The 19,068-nt window shown below is 43.1% G+C and carries 19 protein-coding genes; 12 read left to right on the top strand and 7 right to left on the bottom strand.

Features of this window, described 5'->3' with window-relative positions; translation table 11 throughout:
• Window positions 1-44: 44 nt before the first annotated feature.
• The 3 genes from tamA to AACQ38_RS13420 are packed head-to-tail and all read left to right on the top strand — an operon-like array spanning window position 45 to window position 5,907.
• Entirely contained in the window at window positions 45-1,787 is a 1,743-nt protein-coding gene (tamA, locus tag AACQ38_RS13430) for an autotransporter assembly complex protein TamA (RefSeq protein WP_165578333.1), read from the top strand.
• A complete protein-coding gene (gene tamB, locus AACQ38_RS13425; RefSeq protein ID WP_165578332.1) occupies window positions 1,784-5,557 on the top strand; it encodes an autotransporter assembly complex protein TamB in 3,774 nt (1,257 codons plus the stop codon). The genes tamA and tamB overlap by 4 nt, the downstream gene beginning before the upstream one ends.
• A gap of 2 nt (window positions 5,558-5,559) precedes the next feature.
• Entirely contained in the window at window positions 5,560-5,907 is a 348-nt protein-coding gene (locus AACQ38_RS13420) for a gamma-glutamylcyclotransferase family protein (protein ID WP_011148628.1), read from the top strand.
• Between the two features lie 99 nt (window positions 5,908-6,006).
• Here the strand turns inward: AACQ38_RS13420 and ppa are convergent, their stop codons facing one another.
• The gene (gene ppa / locus AACQ38_RS13415) at window positions 6,007-6,537 is read right to left on the bottom strand and encodes an inorganic diphosphatase (protein WP_011148627.1); all 531 of its coding nucleotides are present in this window, start codon (window positions 6,535-6,537) and stop codon (window positions 6,007-6,009) included.
• A 617-nt stretch (window positions 6,538-7,154) separates the two neighbouring features.
• Window positions 7,155-8,159 (bottom strand): class 1 fructose-bisphosphatase, encoded by a 1,005-nt coding sequence (gene fbp, locus AACQ38_RS13410; RefSeq protein ID WP_011148626.1) that lies wholly within the window; start codon window positions 8,157-8,159, stop codon window positions 7,155-7,157.
• 165 nt (window positions 8,160-8,324) lie between these two features.
• Between fbp and mpl the strand changes: the two genes are divergently transcribed.
• Complete coding sequence (gene mpl / locus AACQ38_RS13405; RefSeq protein WP_165578339.1) at window positions 8,325-9,695, top strand: UDP-N-acetylmuramate:L-alanyl-gamma-D-glutamyl-meso-diaminopimelate ligase; 1,371 nt, start codon at window positions 8,325-8,327, stop codon at window positions 9,693-9,695.
• A 44-nt stretch (window positions 9,696-9,739) separates the two neighbouring features.
• Here the strand turns inward: mpl and argR are convergent, their stop codons facing one another.
• Entirely contained in the window at window positions 9,740-10,210 is a 471-nt protein-coding gene (argR, locus tag AACQ38_RS13400) for a transcriptional regulator ArgR (RefSeq protein ID WP_011148624.1), read from the bottom strand.
• A gap of 454 nt (window positions 10,211-10,664) precedes the next feature.
• Between argR and mdh the strand changes: the two genes are divergently transcribed.
• Window positions 10,665-11,603: a malate dehydrogenase gene (gene mdh / locus AACQ38_RS13395; RefSeq protein WP_011148623.1), complete on the top strand. Its 939-nt coding sequence runs from the start codon at window positions 10,665-10,667 to the stop codon at window positions 11,601-11,603.
• Window positions 11,604-11,830: 227 nt separating this feature from the next.
• Here mdh and AACQ38_RS13390 read toward each other — a convergent pair whose 3' ends face one another.
• On the bottom strand, window positions 11,831-12,097 hold the full coding sequence (locus AACQ38_RS13390) for a helix-turn-helix domain-containing protein (protein WP_011148622.1): 267 nt from the start codon (window positions 12,095-12,097) through the stop codon (window positions 11,831-11,833).
• A gap of 185 nt (window positions 12,098-12,282) precedes the next feature.
• Here AACQ38_RS13390 and AACQ38_RS13385 point away from each other — a divergent pair, with 185 nt between their 5' ends.
• Both AACQ38_RS13385 and AACQ38_RS13380 read left to right on the top strand, forming a co-directional pair.
• Entirely contained in the window at window positions 12,283-12,630 is a 348-nt protein-coding gene (locus AACQ38_RS13385; protein ID WP_041380419.1) for a DNA-binding protein, read from the top strand.
• Window positions 12,631-12,706: 76 nt separating this feature from the next.
• Window positions 12,707-13,087, top strand: a complete 381-nt coding sequence (locus tag AACQ38_RS13380) for a DNA-binding protein (protein ID WP_041380418.1) — start codon at window positions 12,707-12,709, stop codon at window positions 13,085-13,087.
• 21 nt (window positions 13,088-13,108) lie between these two features.
• Here AACQ38_RS13380 and ispB read toward each other — a convergent pair whose 3' ends face one another.
• Window positions 13,109-14,080: an octaprenyl diphosphate synthase gene (gene ispB, locus AACQ38_RS13375; protein ID WP_011148619.1), complete on the bottom strand. Its 972-nt coding sequence runs from the start codon at window positions 14,078-14,080 to the stop codon at window positions 13,109-13,111.
• Between the two features lie 251 nt (window positions 14,081-14,331).
• Here ispB and rplU point away from each other — a divergent pair, with 251 nt between their 5' ends.
• From rplU to cgtA, 4 genes are all read left to right on the top strand, one after another.
• Window positions 14,332-14,640: a 50S ribosomal protein L21 gene (gene rplU / locus AACQ38_RS13370; RefSeq protein ID WP_011148618.1), complete on the top strand. Its 309-nt coding sequence runs from the start codon at window positions 14,332-14,334 to the stop codon at window positions 14,638-14,640.
• A 19-nt stretch (window positions 14,641-14,659) separates the two neighbouring features.
• Entirely contained in the window at window positions 14,660-14,917 is a 258-nt protein-coding gene (rpmA, locus tag AACQ38_RS13365) for a 50S ribosomal protein L27 (protein WP_011148617.1), read from the top strand.
• 82 nt (window positions 14,918-14,999) lie between these two features.
• Window positions 15,000-15,125 (top strand): hypothetical protein, encoded by a 126-nt coding sequence (locus AACQ38_RS13360; protein WP_255562953.1) that lies wholly within the window; start codon window positions 15,000-15,002, stop codon window positions 15,123-15,125.
• Window positions 15,126-15,169: 44 nt separating this feature from the next.
• Window positions 15,170-16,345, top strand: coding sequence for an Obg family GTPase CgtA (cgtA, locus tag AACQ38_RS13355; RefSeq protein ID WP_011148616.1), 1,176 nt, complete (start codon window positions 15,170-15,172; stop codon window positions 16,343-16,345).
• Between the two features lie 67 nt (window positions 16,346-16,412).
• Here cgtA and dacB read toward each other — a convergent pair whose 3' ends face one another.
• Window positions 16,413-17,861, bottom strand: coding sequence for a serine-type D-Ala-D-Ala carboxypeptidase (dacB, locus tag AACQ38_RS13350; protein WP_011148615.1), 1,449 nt, complete (start codon window positions 17,859-17,861; stop codon window positions 16,413-16,415).
• A gap of 260 nt (window positions 17,862-18,121) precedes the next feature.
• Between dacB and greA the strand changes: the two genes are divergently transcribed.
• Window positions 18,122-18,598 carry a transcription elongation factor GreA gene (gene greA / locus AACQ38_RS13345; protein ID WP_011148614.1) on the top strand — a complete coding sequence of 159 codons (477 nt, stop codon included), beginning with the start codon at window positions 18,122-18,124 and terminating at the stop codon, window positions 18,596-18,598.
• Window positions 18,599-18,730: 132 nt separating this feature from the next.
• On the opposite strand, the gene yhbY is transcribed toward greA, so the two are convergent.
• Window positions 18,731-19,024: a ribosome assembly RNA-binding protein YhbY gene (gene yhbY, locus AACQ38_RS13340; protein WP_165578331.1), complete on the bottom strand. Its 294-nt coding sequence runs from the start codon at window positions 19,022-19,024 to the stop codon at window positions 18,731-18,733.
• Window positions 19,025-19,068: the final 44 nt, after the last annotated feature.

The following is a 19,068-nucleotide window of genomic DNA, read 5'->3' as shown; positions in this document are numbered from 1 at the left end:
AAATTGATTATAGTTAAATTATTCCGATCAGGTTAGGAGTTCGCGTGTCGAGATACCCCGTTTTATGCTTTCTTTGTGTGTCTATCGTAACTCCCATTGCTCATAGTGCTAATCTTCGTCTGAAAATAGAAGGATTAACAGGTAAGTTGGAAAAAAATGCCCGAATTCATCTCTCCACTATTAGTACTGATGAAGTTGCGCCAGATGGCCGTTTTCGATCTCGTGTAGATAAAGCGATTCGTGAAGGTTTGCGCCCGCTTGGTTATTATGAACCCATTATCGAATTTACCTATCAGGAAAATAGACCGCCAGCTCGCTCGGTATTAACGGCAAAAGTTACCGTAGGCAAACCGGTGAGAATTGCCGATGTTAATGTTGTTTTGGAAGGTGGGGCTAAGACAGATGGAGATTATGCCAAACTTGTTAAAAGCAAAAGCCCAAAGAAAGGAACGATTCTTAATCATGATGAATATGAAAACCTTAAAGGTTCTTTGACCGGGCTCGCTATTAGGAAAGGTTATTTTGACGCGGTTATGAAAAAGAGCCAATTAGGTGTTGCCAAAGAACGACATGAGGCATTCTGGGACTTTGTTTTTAATAGCGGTGAGCGTTATCACTTTGGTCAGGTGCGTTATCGTGGTTCACAGATCCGCGAAGATTATTTGAATCATCTAGTTCCATTCAGCGAAGGGGATTTTTATACCTCTGAACAATTAGCCGAATTGAATCGGCGGTTAGCAGAAACTGGCTGGTTTAATTCAGCAGTAGTCTCACCGGATTTTAATACCGCTAGAAAAAATGGTGACGGAATGCTTCCTCTTGAAGCGGTATTAACACCACGTTCCAAAAACTATGTTGAACTGGGTGGGGGTTATGGATCTGATGTAGGGCCACGGGTAAAGGCGAAATGGACAAAACCGTGGCTTAATTCCCGTGGACACAGCCTTAGCGCCAGCATCAACCTTTCTGCACCTGAACAGGTTATTGATGCTACCTATAAAATGCCGCTGAAGGTGAATCCGTTAGAGCAATATTACGCATTGCAGACGGGTTATAAGCGTAAAGATATCAACGATACCGTATCAGATACCGCGACAGTAAATTTTTCCCGTAATTGGGATCTTTCAACGGGTTGGCAGTATGGGATCAATATGCGTTGGAGTCTCAGCCACTTTACTCAGGCTAATGTTACCAATACGGCAATGTTATTGTACCCAGGGGCGAACGTCAGCCGTATCCGCCAGCGTGGAGGAACGATGCCTTATTGGGGCGATAGCCAGCGCTATTCTATTGATATCTCTGATACCCTTTGGGGCTCTGATGTTGATTTCTTGGTGTTACAGGCGCAAAACGTTTGGATCAGAACTTATTGGGATAATCACCGTTTTGTTGCTCGGGGTAATTTGGGTTGGATAGAAACCAATGCATTCGAGAAGGTTCCACCCGACCTACGTTTTTTCGCTGGTGGTGATCACAGTGTTCGTGGTTACAGATATCAGAAAATCTCGCCTAAAGATAATAAAGGAAAATTGACCGGTGCATCCGCATTGATTGTGGGTTCGCTTGAGTATCAATATAACGTAACAGGTAATTGGTGGAGTGCTGTTTTTGTTGATACCGGTGAAGCCATTAATGACGTTAGAAAGAGCAATTTTAAAACCGGCGTAGGTATTGGTGTGCGTTGGGCTTCTCCGGTCGGACCTATTAAGTTTGACCTTGCCAGACCAATAGGGGATTCAGAATCCCGTAACATCCAGTTTTACATCGGGTTAGGATCTGAATTATGAGATGGATGAAAAAGGTCAGCATTGCTTTTCTGCTGATAGTGACTTTGTTGGTTATTGCTGTTGCTGGATTGGTAGGAACGCAATCTGGCCTGCATTTTATGATTAACAGTGCTGCCCGTTGGGTACCGGGGCTGGATATAACCAGCGTCAGCGGCGGTTGGCGTGATTTGACCCTGAAAGGCGTTAAGTACCAAATGCCCGGTGTTAATGTCAATGTGGATCAACTCCACCTTTCACTGCGTCTTTCCTGTCTGAAAAAGAGTCAATTATGTGTGAATGCATTGACAACGGAAGGCGTAAAAGTTGCGATTAATACTAAACAATTGCCCCCTGCTGGAGAACCGTCGCCAAAGTCAGAACCTTTCACCGAACTGAGGACACCGTATCCAGTCTCACTTGATTTGCTATCCGTTAAAAATGTCACTGTCACCGTAAATGATACGATATTTGCCCTTGATGAATTTAGGACCGCTGCTCACTGGCAGCAAAAAGCATTAACGCTTAAGCCAACGAAAATTAATGGATTGTTGGTGGGATTGCCAAAAACGCCCTCTGAACGACAGAAAATAGCGGAAGCAGGGGGGAAAGCGAAACGAGGGAGTGAACCGGAAAAATCGTTGGCAGAAATTCTGAAAAAATTATTCTCTCAACCGCTATTGGCAACATTACCAGAAGTGCCTATTCCACTGGATATCACTGTTGCAGGGATAAGTGGTAAGCAATTACGGCTGACGGGTGATACCAATATCACAATCAATCAGTTTTTATTGCAACTTAGCAATCAGGGGCAGCAGATTCAGCTCAATAAATTGAATGTTAAAATGCCGGAAGGTTCTTTCGCCATTAATGGTTCCGCAACTCTGGCACAGCAATGGCCGATAAAACTGGTAATAAAAGGTGAGCTAAATCGACAAGAGATCCAAGGACAAAAGGTTACTGTAAAGCTTAATGGCGCTTTACTGGAGCAACTCAGCTTAGGGCTAAATTTGTCTGGTCCTGTCAGTGCTAAACTTGATGCTCAAGCGGAACTGGCTAAGGTAGGTTTACCCGTGTGGGTGACGCTTGAAAGCCAACAACTAAGTTGGCCTTTAACGGGGAAGCCAGAATATCAGCTAGATGGCGTAAAAATGCGCCTTAATGGTAAGGCCAGTGGTTATGATTTGTCATTGCGTTCCGGTATTAACGGTAGTGAAATCCCGCCAGCATTACTTGTATTAGATGCCAAAGGTAATGAAGAACAGTTTAAGTTGACCCGTTTACGCCTGTCTGCTTTGCAGGGAAAGAGTGAACTGGTAGGTGTGGCAGATTGGAGTAAGGCGGTAAGTTGGAATGCGGTGCTGACACTCTCCGGGATCAATACCGCTAAACAGTGGCCGGAATGGCCTGCTAAAATCGATGGGAAAATAGTGACCCGGGGTAGTTTACACGGTGGTAGTTGGCAGCTTCAGATCCCGGAAATTACGCTGGACGGTAACGTAAAACAGAACTTAATAAAAGCCAAAGGTAAGATTTCTGGTAACGCGGCGGGTCAGTGGAATATTCCTCAATTCGAGCTGGCTTTAGGGCGCAATAAAATGAATCTCCAGGGACAATTGTCCAAACAGTGGAAACTGGATGGCGATATCCGTGCACCGAAGTTGGATGGTATATTTCCGGGGCTTGGCGGTGTCGTGAATGGGACGCTGAAACTGCGCGGTAATATACAAGCGCCTCAGCTTTTGGTTGATCTCAATGCTAACGGGTTGAAATGGCAGGATTTGCGCGTTGATCGAGTGAATGTGAAAGGGGATGTACGTTCTGCTGAACAGATCCAAGGGAATCTTGCTGCTAAAGTCAGTGAGTTGAAACAAGCGGATTTGATTGTCCGTAATTTTACGTTGGATGCTAAGGGCAATGAGAAACAGCACGACTTGCAATTGAAGATTGACGGCAAACCGATTGCGGGTCAACTTGCATTGCATGGTAGTTTTGATCGTAAGCAACAGCGATGGAAAGGTAGCATTAACAATACCCGTTTTGACACCCCGGTTGGAGAATGGCGCTTAACTAAAGCGATAACTCTTGATTATCTTAATCAGCAGCAGAAAGTTACTGTGGGCCCTCACTGTTGGCTAAATCCACATGCGCAGTTCTGCGTACCTAAATCCATTGAAGCTGGTGCCAGCGGTAGTGCATCCATCGTTCTTGAACGTTTGGATCTTGCTTTGATTCAGCCATTACTGGCACCTGAAACACATTTGAAAGGTATATTCAGTGGCAATGCCGACGTTAAATGGAGTGCGGAAAGCGGATTGCCTCAGGCCAACGTTAATTTGCGTGGTGATGGGGTGCATGTTAAGCAGATGGTTGATGGCACTGCATTACCGGTAGATTTCCAGACCCTGACACTCAATGCAGGCTTGAAGAATGGCACAGCAGAGTTGAATTGGTTATTTAAGATTATGGGAAATGGCCGATTCAACGGTGGCGTACAAGTTGCTGATCTTGCTGGGAGCCGTAAGCTGTCGGGTAATGTAGATATTCAGGATATTTCACTGGCGTTAATCAAGCCGATTCTTGGGAAAGGTGATAAAGCTGAAGGTCATTTGAATGCTAACCTGCGTCTGGGAGGCAATGTCAGAAATCCATTATTGTTTGGCCGGTTAGACTTGAGTGCACTGCAAGCTTCGGGCCATTGGATCCCATTTGATATTGTTCAAGGGCAAATGGGTGTGAATTTTGATGGAATACGTTCCGTTCTTGATGGTGTTATTAAAACGCCGAAGGGGCAGCTTAACCTAAATGGTGACGCGGACTGGCGTAATGTGGATGCATGGCATGCACGAGTAACGGCTAACGGCGACAAGTTAAGAGTCGTTTTTCCACCAATGGTGAAAATTGATGTTAGCCCTGCTCTGGTGTTTGAGGCCTCTCCTCAGTTGCTGAAATTGGATGGTAGCGTTGGTATTCCTTGGGCGCGTATTACCGTGAAGGAGCTACCAGAATCGACAGTTGAGACTTCATCGGATGAAGTCATATTGAATGAAAATCTTCAGCCATTACAACAGAAAAAAGCATCTATCCCGATTCAAAGTAACTTGACGATTCATATAGGAGATGATGTTCGTCTTAGTGCTTTCGGTCTTAAAGCACAACTTAAAGGCGATCTGATGGTTGTTCAAGATAAACAAGGCATGGGTTTGAATGGTCAAGTTGATATTCTTGATGGCCGTTTCCGTACTTATGGGCAGGATCTGATCGTTCGTAAAGGGCTGATTATGTTCTCAGGTCCACCTGATCAGCCATTACTTAACATTGAGGCTATCCGTAATCCAGATTCTACCGATGGGCAGGTTATTGCAGGGGTAAGGGTGACTGGTTTGGCGGATCAGCCAAAAGTAGAAATTTTTTCAGAGCCTGTTAGATCACAATTGGAAGCACTTTCTTATCTGTTGCGTGGTGAGGGTTTAGAGAATAGTAACTCGGACAACTCACAGATGACGGCAATATTAATAGGTTTGGGGGTTGCACAGAGTGGTCAGTTGGTGGGTAAGATCGGTGAAATATTTGGTGTTTCCGACTTAGCACTGGATACTCAGGGGGTTGGTGATAAATCACAGGTAGTTGTTAGCGGGAAGATTACAAAAGATCTGCAAGTTAAGTATGGTGTTGGTATATTTGATTCACTGGCAACATTAACCTTACGCTATAGATTAATGCCTAGATTGTATCTGGAAGCGGTATCTGGTATTGATCAGACATTGGATTTGCTCTATCAGTTTGAGTTTTAAAAATGCGAATTATTGTTTATGGCAGCTTACGGCGCAAACAGGGCAATCATCATTGGATGACCGATGCTCAATGGTTAGGTGATCATCGGCTGGAAGGCTATGAGCTATATGACCTTGGGCATTATCCTGCGGTTATCCGTGGTGACGGAAGTATTGAATGTGAGGTATATCGAATCAATTCTACTATACTGACAGAATTAGATGATTTGAAAGATAATTCGCGGGAGTATGTAAGGGAATTGATTCAGACACCGTATGGCAATGCATGGATATATCTTTATCAGTTTCCAATAACCGGTTTACGGCGGATAAAAAGCGGTGATTGGTTGAAGCGCCATGTGGAAGAGTAAATAAAAACCCTTTTTTGTCATAAAAAGGGAGTATGGTATTAAAAAACCTCTGCCGGTGATGTTCCCCAGAGGTTTTTTAATTATTTAAATAGAGAAAAGTTATTTCTTAGCGGCACGTTCGAAAGAGGAGATAATTTCTGCTTTAGCAGCTTCGACATTATCCCAACCATCAACTTTAACCCATTTACCTTTTTCCAGATCTTTATAGTGCTCAAAGAAGTGAGTGATCTGAGCGCGTAGTAGTTCTGGTAGATCATTCACATCTTTAATGTGATCATACTCTTTGGTTAGTTTGCTATGTGGAACTGCAACCAGTTTCGCGTCTTCACCTGATTCATCAGTCATTTTCAGAACGCCAACTGGACGGCAACGGATCACAGAGCCGGGTTGTAGTGGGTATGGTGTGGGAACCAGAACATCAACCGGGTCACCATCCAGAGATAAGGTGTTGTTGATGTAACCATAGTTGCATGGATAGAACATCGTGGTAGACATAAAACGGTCTACAAACAGCGCACCGGATTCTTTATCAATTTCATATTTAATCGGATCTGCATTTGCAGGGATCTCAATAATGACATAGATATCTTCAGGCAGTTCTTTTCCTGCTGGTACTAAGTTCAGGCTCATGAAAGTTTCCTTTATTTCAAACCAGAATAGAGTGTGGGGTATTATAGCCAAAACATTTTTTAAAGTACTCTCCATTTTTCTGTGTTGGTAAATGCTGTCTCTGAGTTTGATGATTGCTCCGTGGTGTAGTCACTAACCGATAATACAGGTTGTCACTTAGCTCTCGATAAGGTCCGATTTTCCCGGCTATTTGGGCTGGTATATTAATTTGTTGGATATACTGAAATTTTCAGAATAATTTTTTTCAAAAGTGTAATTTATAGTCTATTGGGATGGAGCTTTTAATAAAGCTGTAGTGGTCTAATAAAACCGTAGAACCTCCAACTGGAGATGAGCGAATTTTTCGTATCTGACAGAAGTGGTGACTACTCCTTGAGCCTGCGCACGATTTTGTGTAGTCACCATTTTGTTGAAGGTGATCTGCTAGGTGGCCACCAATCAGTAATAAAATAACTCATCACTAATACGTCAATCACACAGTGGTATAGTTTACTTCTTCGAGGTGGCTTGGGTTACCCGTTGGTGACCATAAATTTTAAAGAATCATCTAACGAACATAGTTAAAATTAAAAAAGCGACGAAAAATCCCGCCGCTTATCCGTAATTAACCGATGAAATTACTCATCAGGGAACTCAGCCATAAAACTCTCTGCCTTTTCCACCATCGATTTACTACCCACAAAGAAAGGTACGCGTTGGTGCAGTTTGGATGGAGTGATATCCAGAATGCGGTTGGCACCATCACTGGCTTTACCACCCGCTTGTTCGGCCAGGAATGCCATTGGGTTACATTCATACAGTAGGCGTAATTTTCCTGATGGGTGGCTGGCGGTACTTGGGTAAATGTAGATACCACCTTTCAGTAAATTGCGGTGGAAATCAGCAACCAGCGAACCAATATAACGGGTGGTATAAGGGCGCTGAGTTGCTTCATCTTGTTCCTGGCAATATTTGATGTATTTCTTTACCCCCATAGGGAATTTGATGTAATTCCCTTCGTTGATGGAATACATATTGCCATTGGGTGGGAACTGAACTTTCTCATGGGAAAGACAAAATACTCCCAAAGAAGGATCGTAAGTAAAGGCGTGTACCCCACAGCCGGTGGTGTAGACCAGCATAGTTGAAGAACCATAAACAACATAGCCGGCGGCGACTTGACGATGACCTGGTTGCAGGAAATCTTTTTCAGTTACTGGCTGACCAATGGGGGTAATACGGCGGTAGATAGAGAAGATAGTACCGACGGAAACGTTTACATCAATATTTGAAGAGCCATCTAATGGGTCCATCAAAACAACATATTTTGCGTTTTCAGCGCGGTCGCCTTCGAAAATAACGATATCATCTTCTTCTTCAGAAGCGATTCCTGCAACTTCACCGCGTGCTTTCAGTGCTGCTTTGAGTTTTTCATTAGCATACAGATCCAGTTTCATCTGTACTTCGCCTTGGACATTGGACACACCGCTGGTCCCTAAAATATCCACTAAACCGGCTTTGTTGATATCACGGTGAATGATTTTTGCTCCGAGCTTAATAGCAGAAAGCAATGCAGTGAGTTCACCTGTAGCGTGAGAAAAATCTTGCTGCTTTTCGACGATGAATTCGCCTAATGTTTTCATGACGAAAGTCCTGAATGTGATTTGATAGTGGTTTTAGAGTGTCCATTGCACTCTTACGCGGGCAGTTTAGCCAAAGAAAGGGATGATTCATAGGCTATTCCATTTCTTATCTTGCTTTTGATGGTTAGAATAGTGGCTAACTTCATACTATGGAATAGGAAATCAATGCGTATTCATATTCTTGGTATCTGCGGCACTTTTATGGGAGGACTGGCAATTTTGGCTCGTTCTCTTGGTCATGAAGTGACTGGTTCTGATGCCAATGTTTATCCACCAATGAGTACCTTACTGGAAAAACATGGGATTAATCTGATTCAGGGATATGACCCGGCACAGTTGGATTCTGTGCCAGATATGGTCATCATCGGTAATATTATGAGCCGTGGGAATCCTTGTGTAGAAGCTGTGCTGGAGCGTGGGCTCCCTTATACTTCTGGCCCACAATGGCTGCATGATTATGTTTTGCCAGAACGTTGGGTGCTGGCGGTTGCAGGGACGCATGGCAAGACAACAACTGCGGGTATGTTAGCTTGGATTTTGGAAGCCTGTGGTTATAAACCAGGTTTCTTGATCGGTGGTGTTCCGGGGAATTTTGAAACATCAGCTCAGATCGGGGAAAGCCCGTTTTTCGTAATAGAAGCTGATGAATATGACAGTGCTTTTTTTGATAAACGATCTAAGTTTGTGCATTACAGTCCACGTACGCTGATCATGAACAATCTGGAATTCGATCATGGCGATATTTTTGGCGATCTGGCTGCTATTCAGAGACAGTTCCACCATCTTGTCAGGATCGTTCCGGGTAGTGGTAAGATCTGTGTCCCGGATAACGATGTTAACCTGAAACAGGTTTTGTCTATGGGCTGTTGGAGTGAGTTGGAACTAGTGGGTGAAACGGGTAACTGGCAGGCAAAAAAGATCAGTACAGACAGTCGTCATTATCAGGTGTTTTATGGTGGTAAAGTTGTCGGAGAAGTGAACGGGTCGCTGGTGGGTGAACATAATATGCGCAATGGGTTGATTGCAATTGCTGCTGCACATCATGTTGGTGTCCAGCCCGCAGATGCCTGTTGTGCTTTAAGTGAATTTATTAATGCCCGTCGTCGTCTTGAACTACGTGGTGAGGAAAACGGCGTTACTGTTTATGATGATTTTGCTCATCACCCGACAGCAATTCTGGCAACACTCGAAGCCCTGCGTAGTAAGGTTGGGGGAACAGCCCGTATTATTACCGTACTGGAACCGCGTTCAAATACGATGAAAATGGGTGTGAGTAAGAATGAGATCGCACCAGCATTGGGGCGTGCTGATGAAGTATTCTTATTCCAGCCAGCTAATATTAAATGGCACGTATCAGAAATTGCAGATAACTGTGTTCAGCCTGCGTATTGGAGCGCTGATATAGATTCACTGGTGCATATGATTGTTGATAAAGCACAGCAGGGGGATCATATTCTGGTTATGAGTAATGGAGGATTTGGTGATATTCATGAAAAATTACTCTCTAAGTTGAATAAAAAAGCTTATCAATCCTGAGAATAGCTGCGGGAAAATGAATCGCGCCATGTTGGCGCGTTCATTTAAAGCTCTTGTTCGAACAACCCAAGGATGGCTCCACGCAGCTGTTCTGTTGTGGAATCTCTGGTGAGTGTAACGAAAATGGTGTCATCACCTGCGATACTGCCGAGTATACCTTCTGATTTACCAAGAGAATCTAGCAGACGAGCAATAAGTTGAGCAGCACCAGGGCTTGTGCGAATCACAACTATAGGATGGTTGTAATCAACGTCTAATACTAGATTTTTTAGTGGGCTAGTGGCAGTAGGAACACCAAGCTCAGCAGGCAGGCAGTAAACCATCTCCATTTTAGCATTACGGGTGCGAACAGCACCAAATTTAGTCAGCATTCTAGAGACTTTGGATTGGTTAATGTTCTCAAAACCTTCTTCCAGTAAAGCAGTAACAATTTCACCTTGAGAGCTAAATTTTTCTTCTTTCAATAACGCTTTGAAAGCTTTTACTAAGTCTTCCTGTTTAGAGGGAGTGCGCATATTTCACCATATTCAATCAGCTATGAAGCTTGTATTATGCATATAAATGAATTTTTATGCAATAATAATGATTTTATAGCCAATTTGAACCGCGCAAAATTGGTCTTATGTTATATAGAAATTCATAAAATATGAATATGGAAATTTGCTTTTTTAGCCGGTTATCAAGTAAATATATTGTTAATCAAATGATGTTGTTTGGCGTTGTTGTTGGGTGTAAGGTATTTAGCCAATTGTTTCGTAAAATCATAAGGAAATTCTCAAAATAGTGTCCGTTATCTCATTAACAGATAAGCATTTTGCCTAGAATACGGCGACTTTTGCGTCCCACGATTAGAGCGTAAGTCCACAATTTGGTTGTTAACCGATTGTTTTCAAAAAAGTAGTAATCTATGGTTCTTAACTAGATGAATTCACAGCATTTTAAAGTATAAACGATTTAAGGAGTATCAGGATGAAAGTTGCAGTTCTCGGTGCAGCCGGTGGTATTGGTCAGGCTCTTGCTCTTCTACTCAAAACCCAGCTTCCTTCAGGTTCAGAACTTTCTTTATATGATATCGCTCCAGTAACACCTGGGGTGGCTGTTGATCTGAGCCACATTCCAACGGAAGTGAAAATTAAAGGCTTTGCTGGTGAAGATGCAACTCCAGCGTTGGAAGGAGCAAATGTTGTATTGATTTCTGCTGGGGTTGCCCGTAAACCAGGCATGGATCGTTCAGATCTGTTTAATATTAATGCGGGGATCGTTCGTAACCTGGTAGAACAAGTGGCTAAAACTTGCCCGAAATCACTGATTGGGATTATTACTAACCCAGTCAACACAACTGTGGCTATTGCAGCCGAAGTGCTGAAAAAAGCGGGTGTATATGACAAAAACCGCCTGTTTGGTGTTACAACGTTGGATGTTATTCGTTCTAATACTTTTGTTGCTGAATTGAAAGGTAAAAAACCACAGGAAATCGAAGTACCCGTTATCGGTGGTCATTCTGGTGTGACAATCTTACCTCTGTTGTCTCAGATCCCTGGTGTGAACTTTACTGATGGAGAGTTGGCTGCTTTAACTAAGCGTATTCAGAATGCTGGTACTGAAGTTGTTGAGGCTAAGGCAGGTGGAGGATCTGCAACTCTGTCTATGGGGCAAGCTGCGGCTCGTCTGGGCCTCTCTTTGGTCCGTGGCTTACAAGGCGAAAGTGATGTTGTAGAATGCGCTTATGTTGAAGGTGATGGTAAATATGCTCGCTTCTTCGCTCAGCCAGTTCGTTTGGGTAAAAATGGCGTAGAAGAGCGTTTGAACATTGGTGAGTTGAGTGATTTTGAACAGAAAGCACTGGAAGGCATGCTAGATGTATTGAGAAAAGATATAGAATTAGGCGAAAAATTTATTAATAACTAATTAATATATTTTATAAATAAAAAATATATATCTATGAAACGATAAAACCGCTGGTATAGCGAATTACCGGCGGTTTTTGTTCAATTAATATATACCCGTCATCTTTCAAGTTGCCTCTTTGTTAGCTGCACTCACTCACCCTAGTCACATCGTTATCTATGCTCCCGGGGATTCGCTCCCTTGCTGCCGCGATGCATCGTGAGATCCATTAGGGTATAATTCGTTAGCTAATTATTTGTTTGTTCGCGTACTTTCCTTTCTAATAATTCTCCAGTATTTGGATCAAAATAACGACTTGGCCAAATTTCTGAAGGGTGTATTTCCAGATAATTCGCAATTATCCATTCTCCCTTTGGCCACGGACGAGATAGTGCATTCGCCAGGGTTGATGAGCTGAGCCCTGCCCTGCGTGATACCTCAGCTAAGGTTGTTCCCCGCTTGCGTAAAGCTGCAATTATATCGGCAGGATGCCAATCAGATTTCCTTGAAATCATTTTTAATCCTTTTTTTATTAAATTTGATGCTATGTTAGTGGTATAAATAACAGGTATGCATGAGAGCAATAACGAACTTAAACCTGTTATTGAGAAATAAAATAGCATTATTTTTCTAAAAGTATTTCCAAATTTTTTCTTAAAAACTTCTTTTTTGAACTTGGTTACAAAAATAGAGAAACGTGATGAAAAAAGAGTGGTATTCGGCCAAGGAGTTAATCGGCGTGGGTGAGTTACCTGGATCACCACAAGGAGTTAATGCCAGAGCAAAACGAGAGGAGTGGTTACGTCAGAAAAGACAAGGTGTACAAGGTAAAGCAGTCGAGTATCACTACTCCTGTTTCCCGGAAACGACCATTGTAGCATTGGAGCTTCATGAATCATCTTCTGAGTATCAGGTACAGAAGCAAGATCCTTTGTCGATTTGGGTTGGTGCTTTTCATCAGTTATCAGAATCTGAGAAACAGGCTGTGATAGCCATGATTTTACGGGATGGTATCAGAAGTTTTTTAGAAAAACTTTCTGTTATTTAACCCATTTTTGGAAATTGGAAATGCCAACTAACTTGGATTCTTCTTCATTATCCCGGTGCAAAGTGAGAAGAAAAGTATGAAAAAAGAATGGTACTCAGCTAAAGAGCTGGTTGGTATTGCCGGACTTCCTTCTTCGCCACAGGGAATAAATCTGATGGCAAGGCGGGAAGGATGGGAATATAGACGTAAACGGGGTGTTCAGGGCAAGGCTCTTGAATATCATATAAATAGTTTGCCTGAAGATGTACTTAATGTGCTATCCGTAGGGGAAAGCACTATTGATTATACAAACAAACGACAAGACCCATTCTTAATTTGGATTGAGGCTTACTATCAATTAACTAAAGTTGAGCGGGAAAAAATTGTGAAATTTATTCTTCGGGAGGGGCTCGCAAAACTTATTGGTTATATTGATGTAGGTGTTGAAGACGCAGAGAAAAACCTGGAGTCAGATTAACCCCAGGTTTCGTTCTATCGATTAAGAAAGGCGTTGTACGGCGATATGGGCTAACCCCACGAGTGCTTGCTTGTATGGGGAGTTTTCCAGCGCCTGCAAAGCAGCTATTGCTTTATCTGCTTCTTCCTCTGCTCGTTTACGGGTATATTCCAGTGAACCGCACTGTTTCATGGTTGTCAGTACGGTTTCGAGTAAATGACGGCCATTACCCTTTTCAATTGCTTCACGGATAAGTGCTGATTGTTCTGGAGTGCCATGATTCATAGCGTGTAGCAAGGGCAATGTCGGTTTACCTTCGTTAAGATCATCACCAGTGTTTTTGCCTAATGTATCGCTATCAGCATTATAATCCAGCAAATCATCAATTAACTGGAATGCAGTGCCTAAATAACGTCCGTAATTTTGTAAAGCCATTTCTTGCTCTGGGGTGGCGTTAGAAAGAATTGCGGAAGAGTGCGCGGCGACTTCAAACAGCCGGGCTGTTTTACTGTAAATCACCCGCATATAATCATCTTCAGAAATATTTGGATCATTGCAGTTCATCAACTGTAAAACTTCGCCTTCAGCGATAACATTGGTTGCCTCTGACATTAATTTAAGCACTCGCATGGAGTTAAGCGCTGTCATCATCTGGAAAGAGCGTGTGTATATAAAGTCACCAACCAGCACGCTTGCTGCATTACCAAACATGGCATTGGCAGTCGCTTTGCCACGTCGCATGTCTGATTCATCTACTACATCATCATGTAACAGAGTCGCTGTGTGGATAAATTCAATTAATGCAGCAACAGTAATATGCTTATCACCCTGATAACCCAATACTCTGCTAGCCAGGATGGCAATGATTGGGCGAATGCGTTTTCCACCACCACTGATTATGTAGTAGCCCAACTGATTGATAAGAGTAACGTCAGAATTCAACTGACTAAGAATGGTTTCATTTACCGCTGCCATATCATCAGCGGTTAGCTTGATAATGGTTTCTAAATTCATATTTTTTCGGCTATGGGTTTTAATGCAGAGCTGTGTTCATATTAACATTAAAATAGTTATTGCTGTGTCTTGATTGTACTCGAAAAACAGTCTAAATAAATGACAATTCAGCAACTATGTTTTTTTATCATCTGCTCTAATTCTGCTCTTGTCTTCTTAGGCTTTTTTGCGTAGAATTCGCGCCCTATTATGAATATTTATAGCGCGCTCTGGAATGATATTTAAGGGGGCGTGCGGAAAGCGGAGTTTATATGTACGCGGTTTTCCAAAGTGGTGGTAAACAACACCGAGTCAGCGAAGGTCAAACAATTCGCCTGGAAAAGCTGGACATCGCAACGGGTGAAACTGTTGAGTTTGACCAGGTTCTGATGGTCGCTAATGGTGATGACATCAAAATCGGCGCTCCTGTCGTTGAAGGCGTTAAAATCAAAGCTGAAGTGGTTGCCCACGGTCGTGGCGAGAAAATTAAAATCGTTAAGTTTCGTCGTCGTAAACACAGCCGTAAGCAGCAAGGCCACCGTCAGTGGTTCACCGATGTTAAAATCACTGGCATCGCTTAAGATTTAGGAGAGCAGATTAATGGCACACAAAAAGGCTGGCGGCTCAACTCGTAATGGCCGCGATTCTGAAAGCAAACGTCTGGGTGTAAAACGTTTTGGTGGCGAGTCTGTATTAGCAGGCAGCATCATTGTTCGTCAACGTGGCACTAAATTCCATGCTGGCAATAACGTTGGTTGTGGTCGTGACCACACCCTGTTCGCATTAGCTGACGGGAAAGTTAAATTCGAAGTTAAAGGCCCGAAAAACCGCAAATTTATCAGCATCGAAGCTGAATAAGTTTTTCGAGTTATAAACCCTATGGATTTCAAGATGCATCGCGACGGCAAGGGAGCGAATCCCCGGGAGCATAGATAACTATGTGACTGAGGTGAGTGAGTGCAGCCAACAAAGAGGCAACTTGAAAGATAACGGGTATAAACCGAATCAGAAGCCCTGCATGTGTTGCGGGGCTTTTTATATTCTAAAATACGCCATCTCTGGGTAACACGGCCGTCCAGCACTGTAATGGCTATCATACGGAGAAAAAATATGAAATTTGTAGATGAAGCCAGGATACTGGTTGTTGCGGGGGATGGTGGCAATGGTTGTGTCAGCTTCCGCCGTGAAAAATATATTCCGAAAGGTGGGCCAGACGGTGGGGATGGTGGGGATGGTGGGGATGTTTATCTGCTAGCAGATGAAAATCTCAATACACTGATTGACTATCGTTTTGAAAAATCCTTTCGGGCAGAACGTGGACAAAATGGTCAAAGCCGTGATTGTACAGGCAGGCGTGGTCAGGATACCACGATTAAAGTCCCTGTTGGGACGCGTGTCCGTGATGCAGTAACCGGTGAGGTTCTAGGCGATATGATTCGTCATGAACAGCGTTTAATGGTAGCGAAAGGTGGATTCCACGGGCTTGGTAATACTCGTTTTAAATCTTCGGTCAACCGGGCTCCTCGCCAAAGAACGATGGGGACCTCAGGTGAAACCCGTGAATTGATGCTGGAACTGATGCTGTTGGCGGATGTTGGTATGCTAGGGATGCCAAATGCGGGCAAATCCACCTTTATCCGTGCTGTTTCTGCCGCTAAACCAAAAGTTGCAGATTATCCATTTACCACTCTGGTACCAAGCTTGGGTGTAGTAAGGATGGATAACGAACAAAGTTTCGTTGTTGCTGATATCCCAGGGCTCATTAAAGGTGCTTCCGATGGTGCTGGCTTGGGTATTCGCTTCTTGAAACATTTGGAACGTTGTCGGGTATTGCTGCACTTAATCGATATTTGTCCTGTTGATGGATCAGATCCTGTTGAAAATGCCCGGATTATTGTCAACGAGCTACAGCAATACAGTGAAAAATTGGCAGAAAAACCACGCAGGTTGGTGTTCAATAAAGTTGATCTGTTGGAGCCAGAAGAAGCTAGACAGCGTGCCCAAGCTATTGCTGATGAATTGGGTTGGGAAGGCGACTTTTATATGATCTCAGCGATAAATCGTCAGGGTGTTAAAGCGCTTTGCTGGGATATTATGGAGTTTATGAAAACTCAGCCTCGTAATATGAGCAGAACAGAAGGTGAAACTCAGCCTGAGAAAGTTGAATTCATGTGGGATGACTACCATAAGAAGCAATTGGAACAGGTTTCGGAAGTAGACGATGACTGGGATGACGATTGGGACGAAGATGACGATGAAGGCATTGAAGTTATTTACAAACGCTGATTTTTTCACTTTCTCATCATACTTTCTCATCATAATTAAGGGCGCCATCTTTGTGGCGCCAATTTTATCAGTTGTGTTGGTATAAATCTTTGTATAGCCTGCTTTCGAATCGAATCAAAGGGGCCCGACGGTTGCGATGCTCTTTTGGCGGTACGGCGTAAGCAGAAATAAATTGCACGAAAGCAACTTGTTGACCGCTAGCAGTGGTTATAAAGCCAGCTAGGTTATAAACTCCTTGCAGGGCACCGGTTTTAGCCGAAACTTTTCCGTTTACTCCTGCTTCATCCAGCCCTCCCCGGTATCTTAATGTGCCATCATGACCCGCTAATGGCAGCATGGAAATAAAATCTAATTCTTGATCATGCTGAGCAATAAACTGTAATACTTCCATCATGGTTGCTGGAGTAATTAGATTATGGCGGGATAATCCTGAGCCATCTACCATCACGGTATTTCCTAGATCGATACCTGCTTTTTGTTTTAATACCTGCCTTACCGCATCAGAACCTGAACGCCAGGTTCCTGGTATATCAAAGTGTTGTCGGCCTATTGTCCGAAATACGGTATCAGCAATCATATTGTCAGATTTTTTTAGCATGACTTTTAGCAGATCATGTAATGGTGCTGATTGATTTTGAGCCAGAACTTTTCCCGGTTCAGTTGGTAAACTTTGGCGTTTAAGATTACCTGTGATTTCAATTCCTGCAATTTGCAATTCATTTTTGAGAATTGCACCCGCATAGCTGGTACCATTTTGAATCGCGAAAGCCAGTGGCAACGGTTCACTGCGTTGAGTAAGGCATCCGGTAAGAGTAAAACGGTTCAGCTCTCCGGGAACGACGTCCAGTTCGCAGTACTGGCTTTCAGGAGAGCCTTTTGCCAACGTTTTAACTTCGCTGAACATATTTACGGGATAAAAGGATGCTACGCGGATAAATGCAGTATCACCGGGGTGTTCAGCACTATATAGCGAAACTGAAAAACAATTTCGATCTACAATTGCAGCAGCAGGGGGAGCGCTGAAACATTGGGTCATGTCATTCCATACCCAACCGGGAGCTTTATCGTGGCTGGCAAAGGCGGAAACATCTATCAAAAGATCGCCGTCAATTTTTTCCACGCCAGATTGTTTCAGAACTGTGACCATATTGCGAAGTTGTTGACGGGTCAGTGTCGGATCTCCGACAAAACGAGCAATCAAATTCCCTCTCAGGATGCCGTTTGAAATTTTTCCGTGACTTTCCAGTGTGGTGATAAAGCGATAATCTTTACCCAGTTGTAACAATGCTGCAAGAGCTGTGACAACTTTCAGCGTACTGGCTGGTAGAGCCATTTGCTGCCCGTGATAATCAATTAACGGGGTACTGCTGCCCGCTTTTTGAGCGATTAACGCCAGATTAGTACCATCAGGCAGATATTGCGTATATTCCTCAACAGGTGTGGCGTTTGCGTTGGGTATAGTTAAATACAGAGCGGTAACGCAAATTAATCTGCCGGCAATTTTAAAGAAGGACATAAATTTCGCATATGGATGTAGACATACCACAATACTAAGGCGCAAAGTGGGGAAAAGTAAACGATGACCCATCACCAAGTCTACGTTAGAATGATATATTAATATGTAAAATATGATTGTGAACTCTGGGTAGTCCTATGGTTTGCACTATTGTTTATTGTCTGTAAGCCCGCCCGACAAGGTGTGCTCATTGTGCTGTTATCTGAAAACATCAGGATGATGTTGGTTTTTTGCTCAGGAAAGATTTAGAGGATTAATAAATGAAACAGATTCCAATGACGGTACGTGGCGCGGATAAGTTGCGCGAAGAGCTAGATTATCTAAAGAACGTACGTCGTCCAAAAATTATTTCAGACATTGCTGAAGCGCGTGAACATGGTGATCTGAAAGAAAACGCTGAGTATCATGCTGCTCGTGAACAACAAGGTTTCTGCGAAGGCCGTATTCAGGAAATCGAAGCTAAGCTTTCTAATGCACAAGTGATTGATGTCACAAAAATGCCCAAGGGTGGACGTGTTATTTTTGGGACTACAGTTACGGTTTTGAATGTTAATACTGATGAAGAGCAGACTTACCGGATTGTGGGTGATGATGAGGCTGATATTAAAGAAAATTTAATCTCAGTGAATTCACCAATTGCCCGCGGTTTGATAGGTAAAGAAGTTGATGACGTTGTTATTATCAAAACACCAGGCGGTGAAGTTGAATATGAGATCCTGAAAGTTGAATATATTTAACTTCGGGATTGGCCTGTTGCTATTGATTTACGTTAGGTAAAGTTGCATAAGGATCGTGGAAAAGTAAAAAAGGCCGAATATGGCCTTTTTTATCATAATATGCGCACCGCATTTTATATAAATGTGGTTTGATTATTTAGGTAAAATAATTTTGCGTTCTCCCGATTGGCGGTAAAGAACTAGAGTTTTACCGATAACTTGCACATTATATGCACCGGTCTCGCGGACAATTGCATCGGCGATCAAATTTTTGGTTTCACGATCTTCGCCTGCGATTTTGACTTTGATAAGCTCATGGTGTGACAGCGTTTGTTCAATTTCGGCCAACACACCCTCGGTCAGGCCGTTATTACCAATCATGACAACAGGTTTTAGCGGGTGAGCGAGACTTTTCAGGTGTTGTACTTGTTTTTTGTTAAGGGCCATTGTTTTTTTGCTTAGTTAGGATTGAAAACGAGACATTCTACCGC

This window comes from Photorhabdus sp. RW14-46 (assembly GCF_963887965.1).
GTDB classification, from domain to species: Bacteria; Pseudomonadota; Gammaproteobacteria; order Enterobacterales; family Enterobacteriaceae; genus Photorhabdus; species Photorhabdus laumondii.
This window is presented reverse-complemented; position numbering and strand designations above follow the sequence as displayed.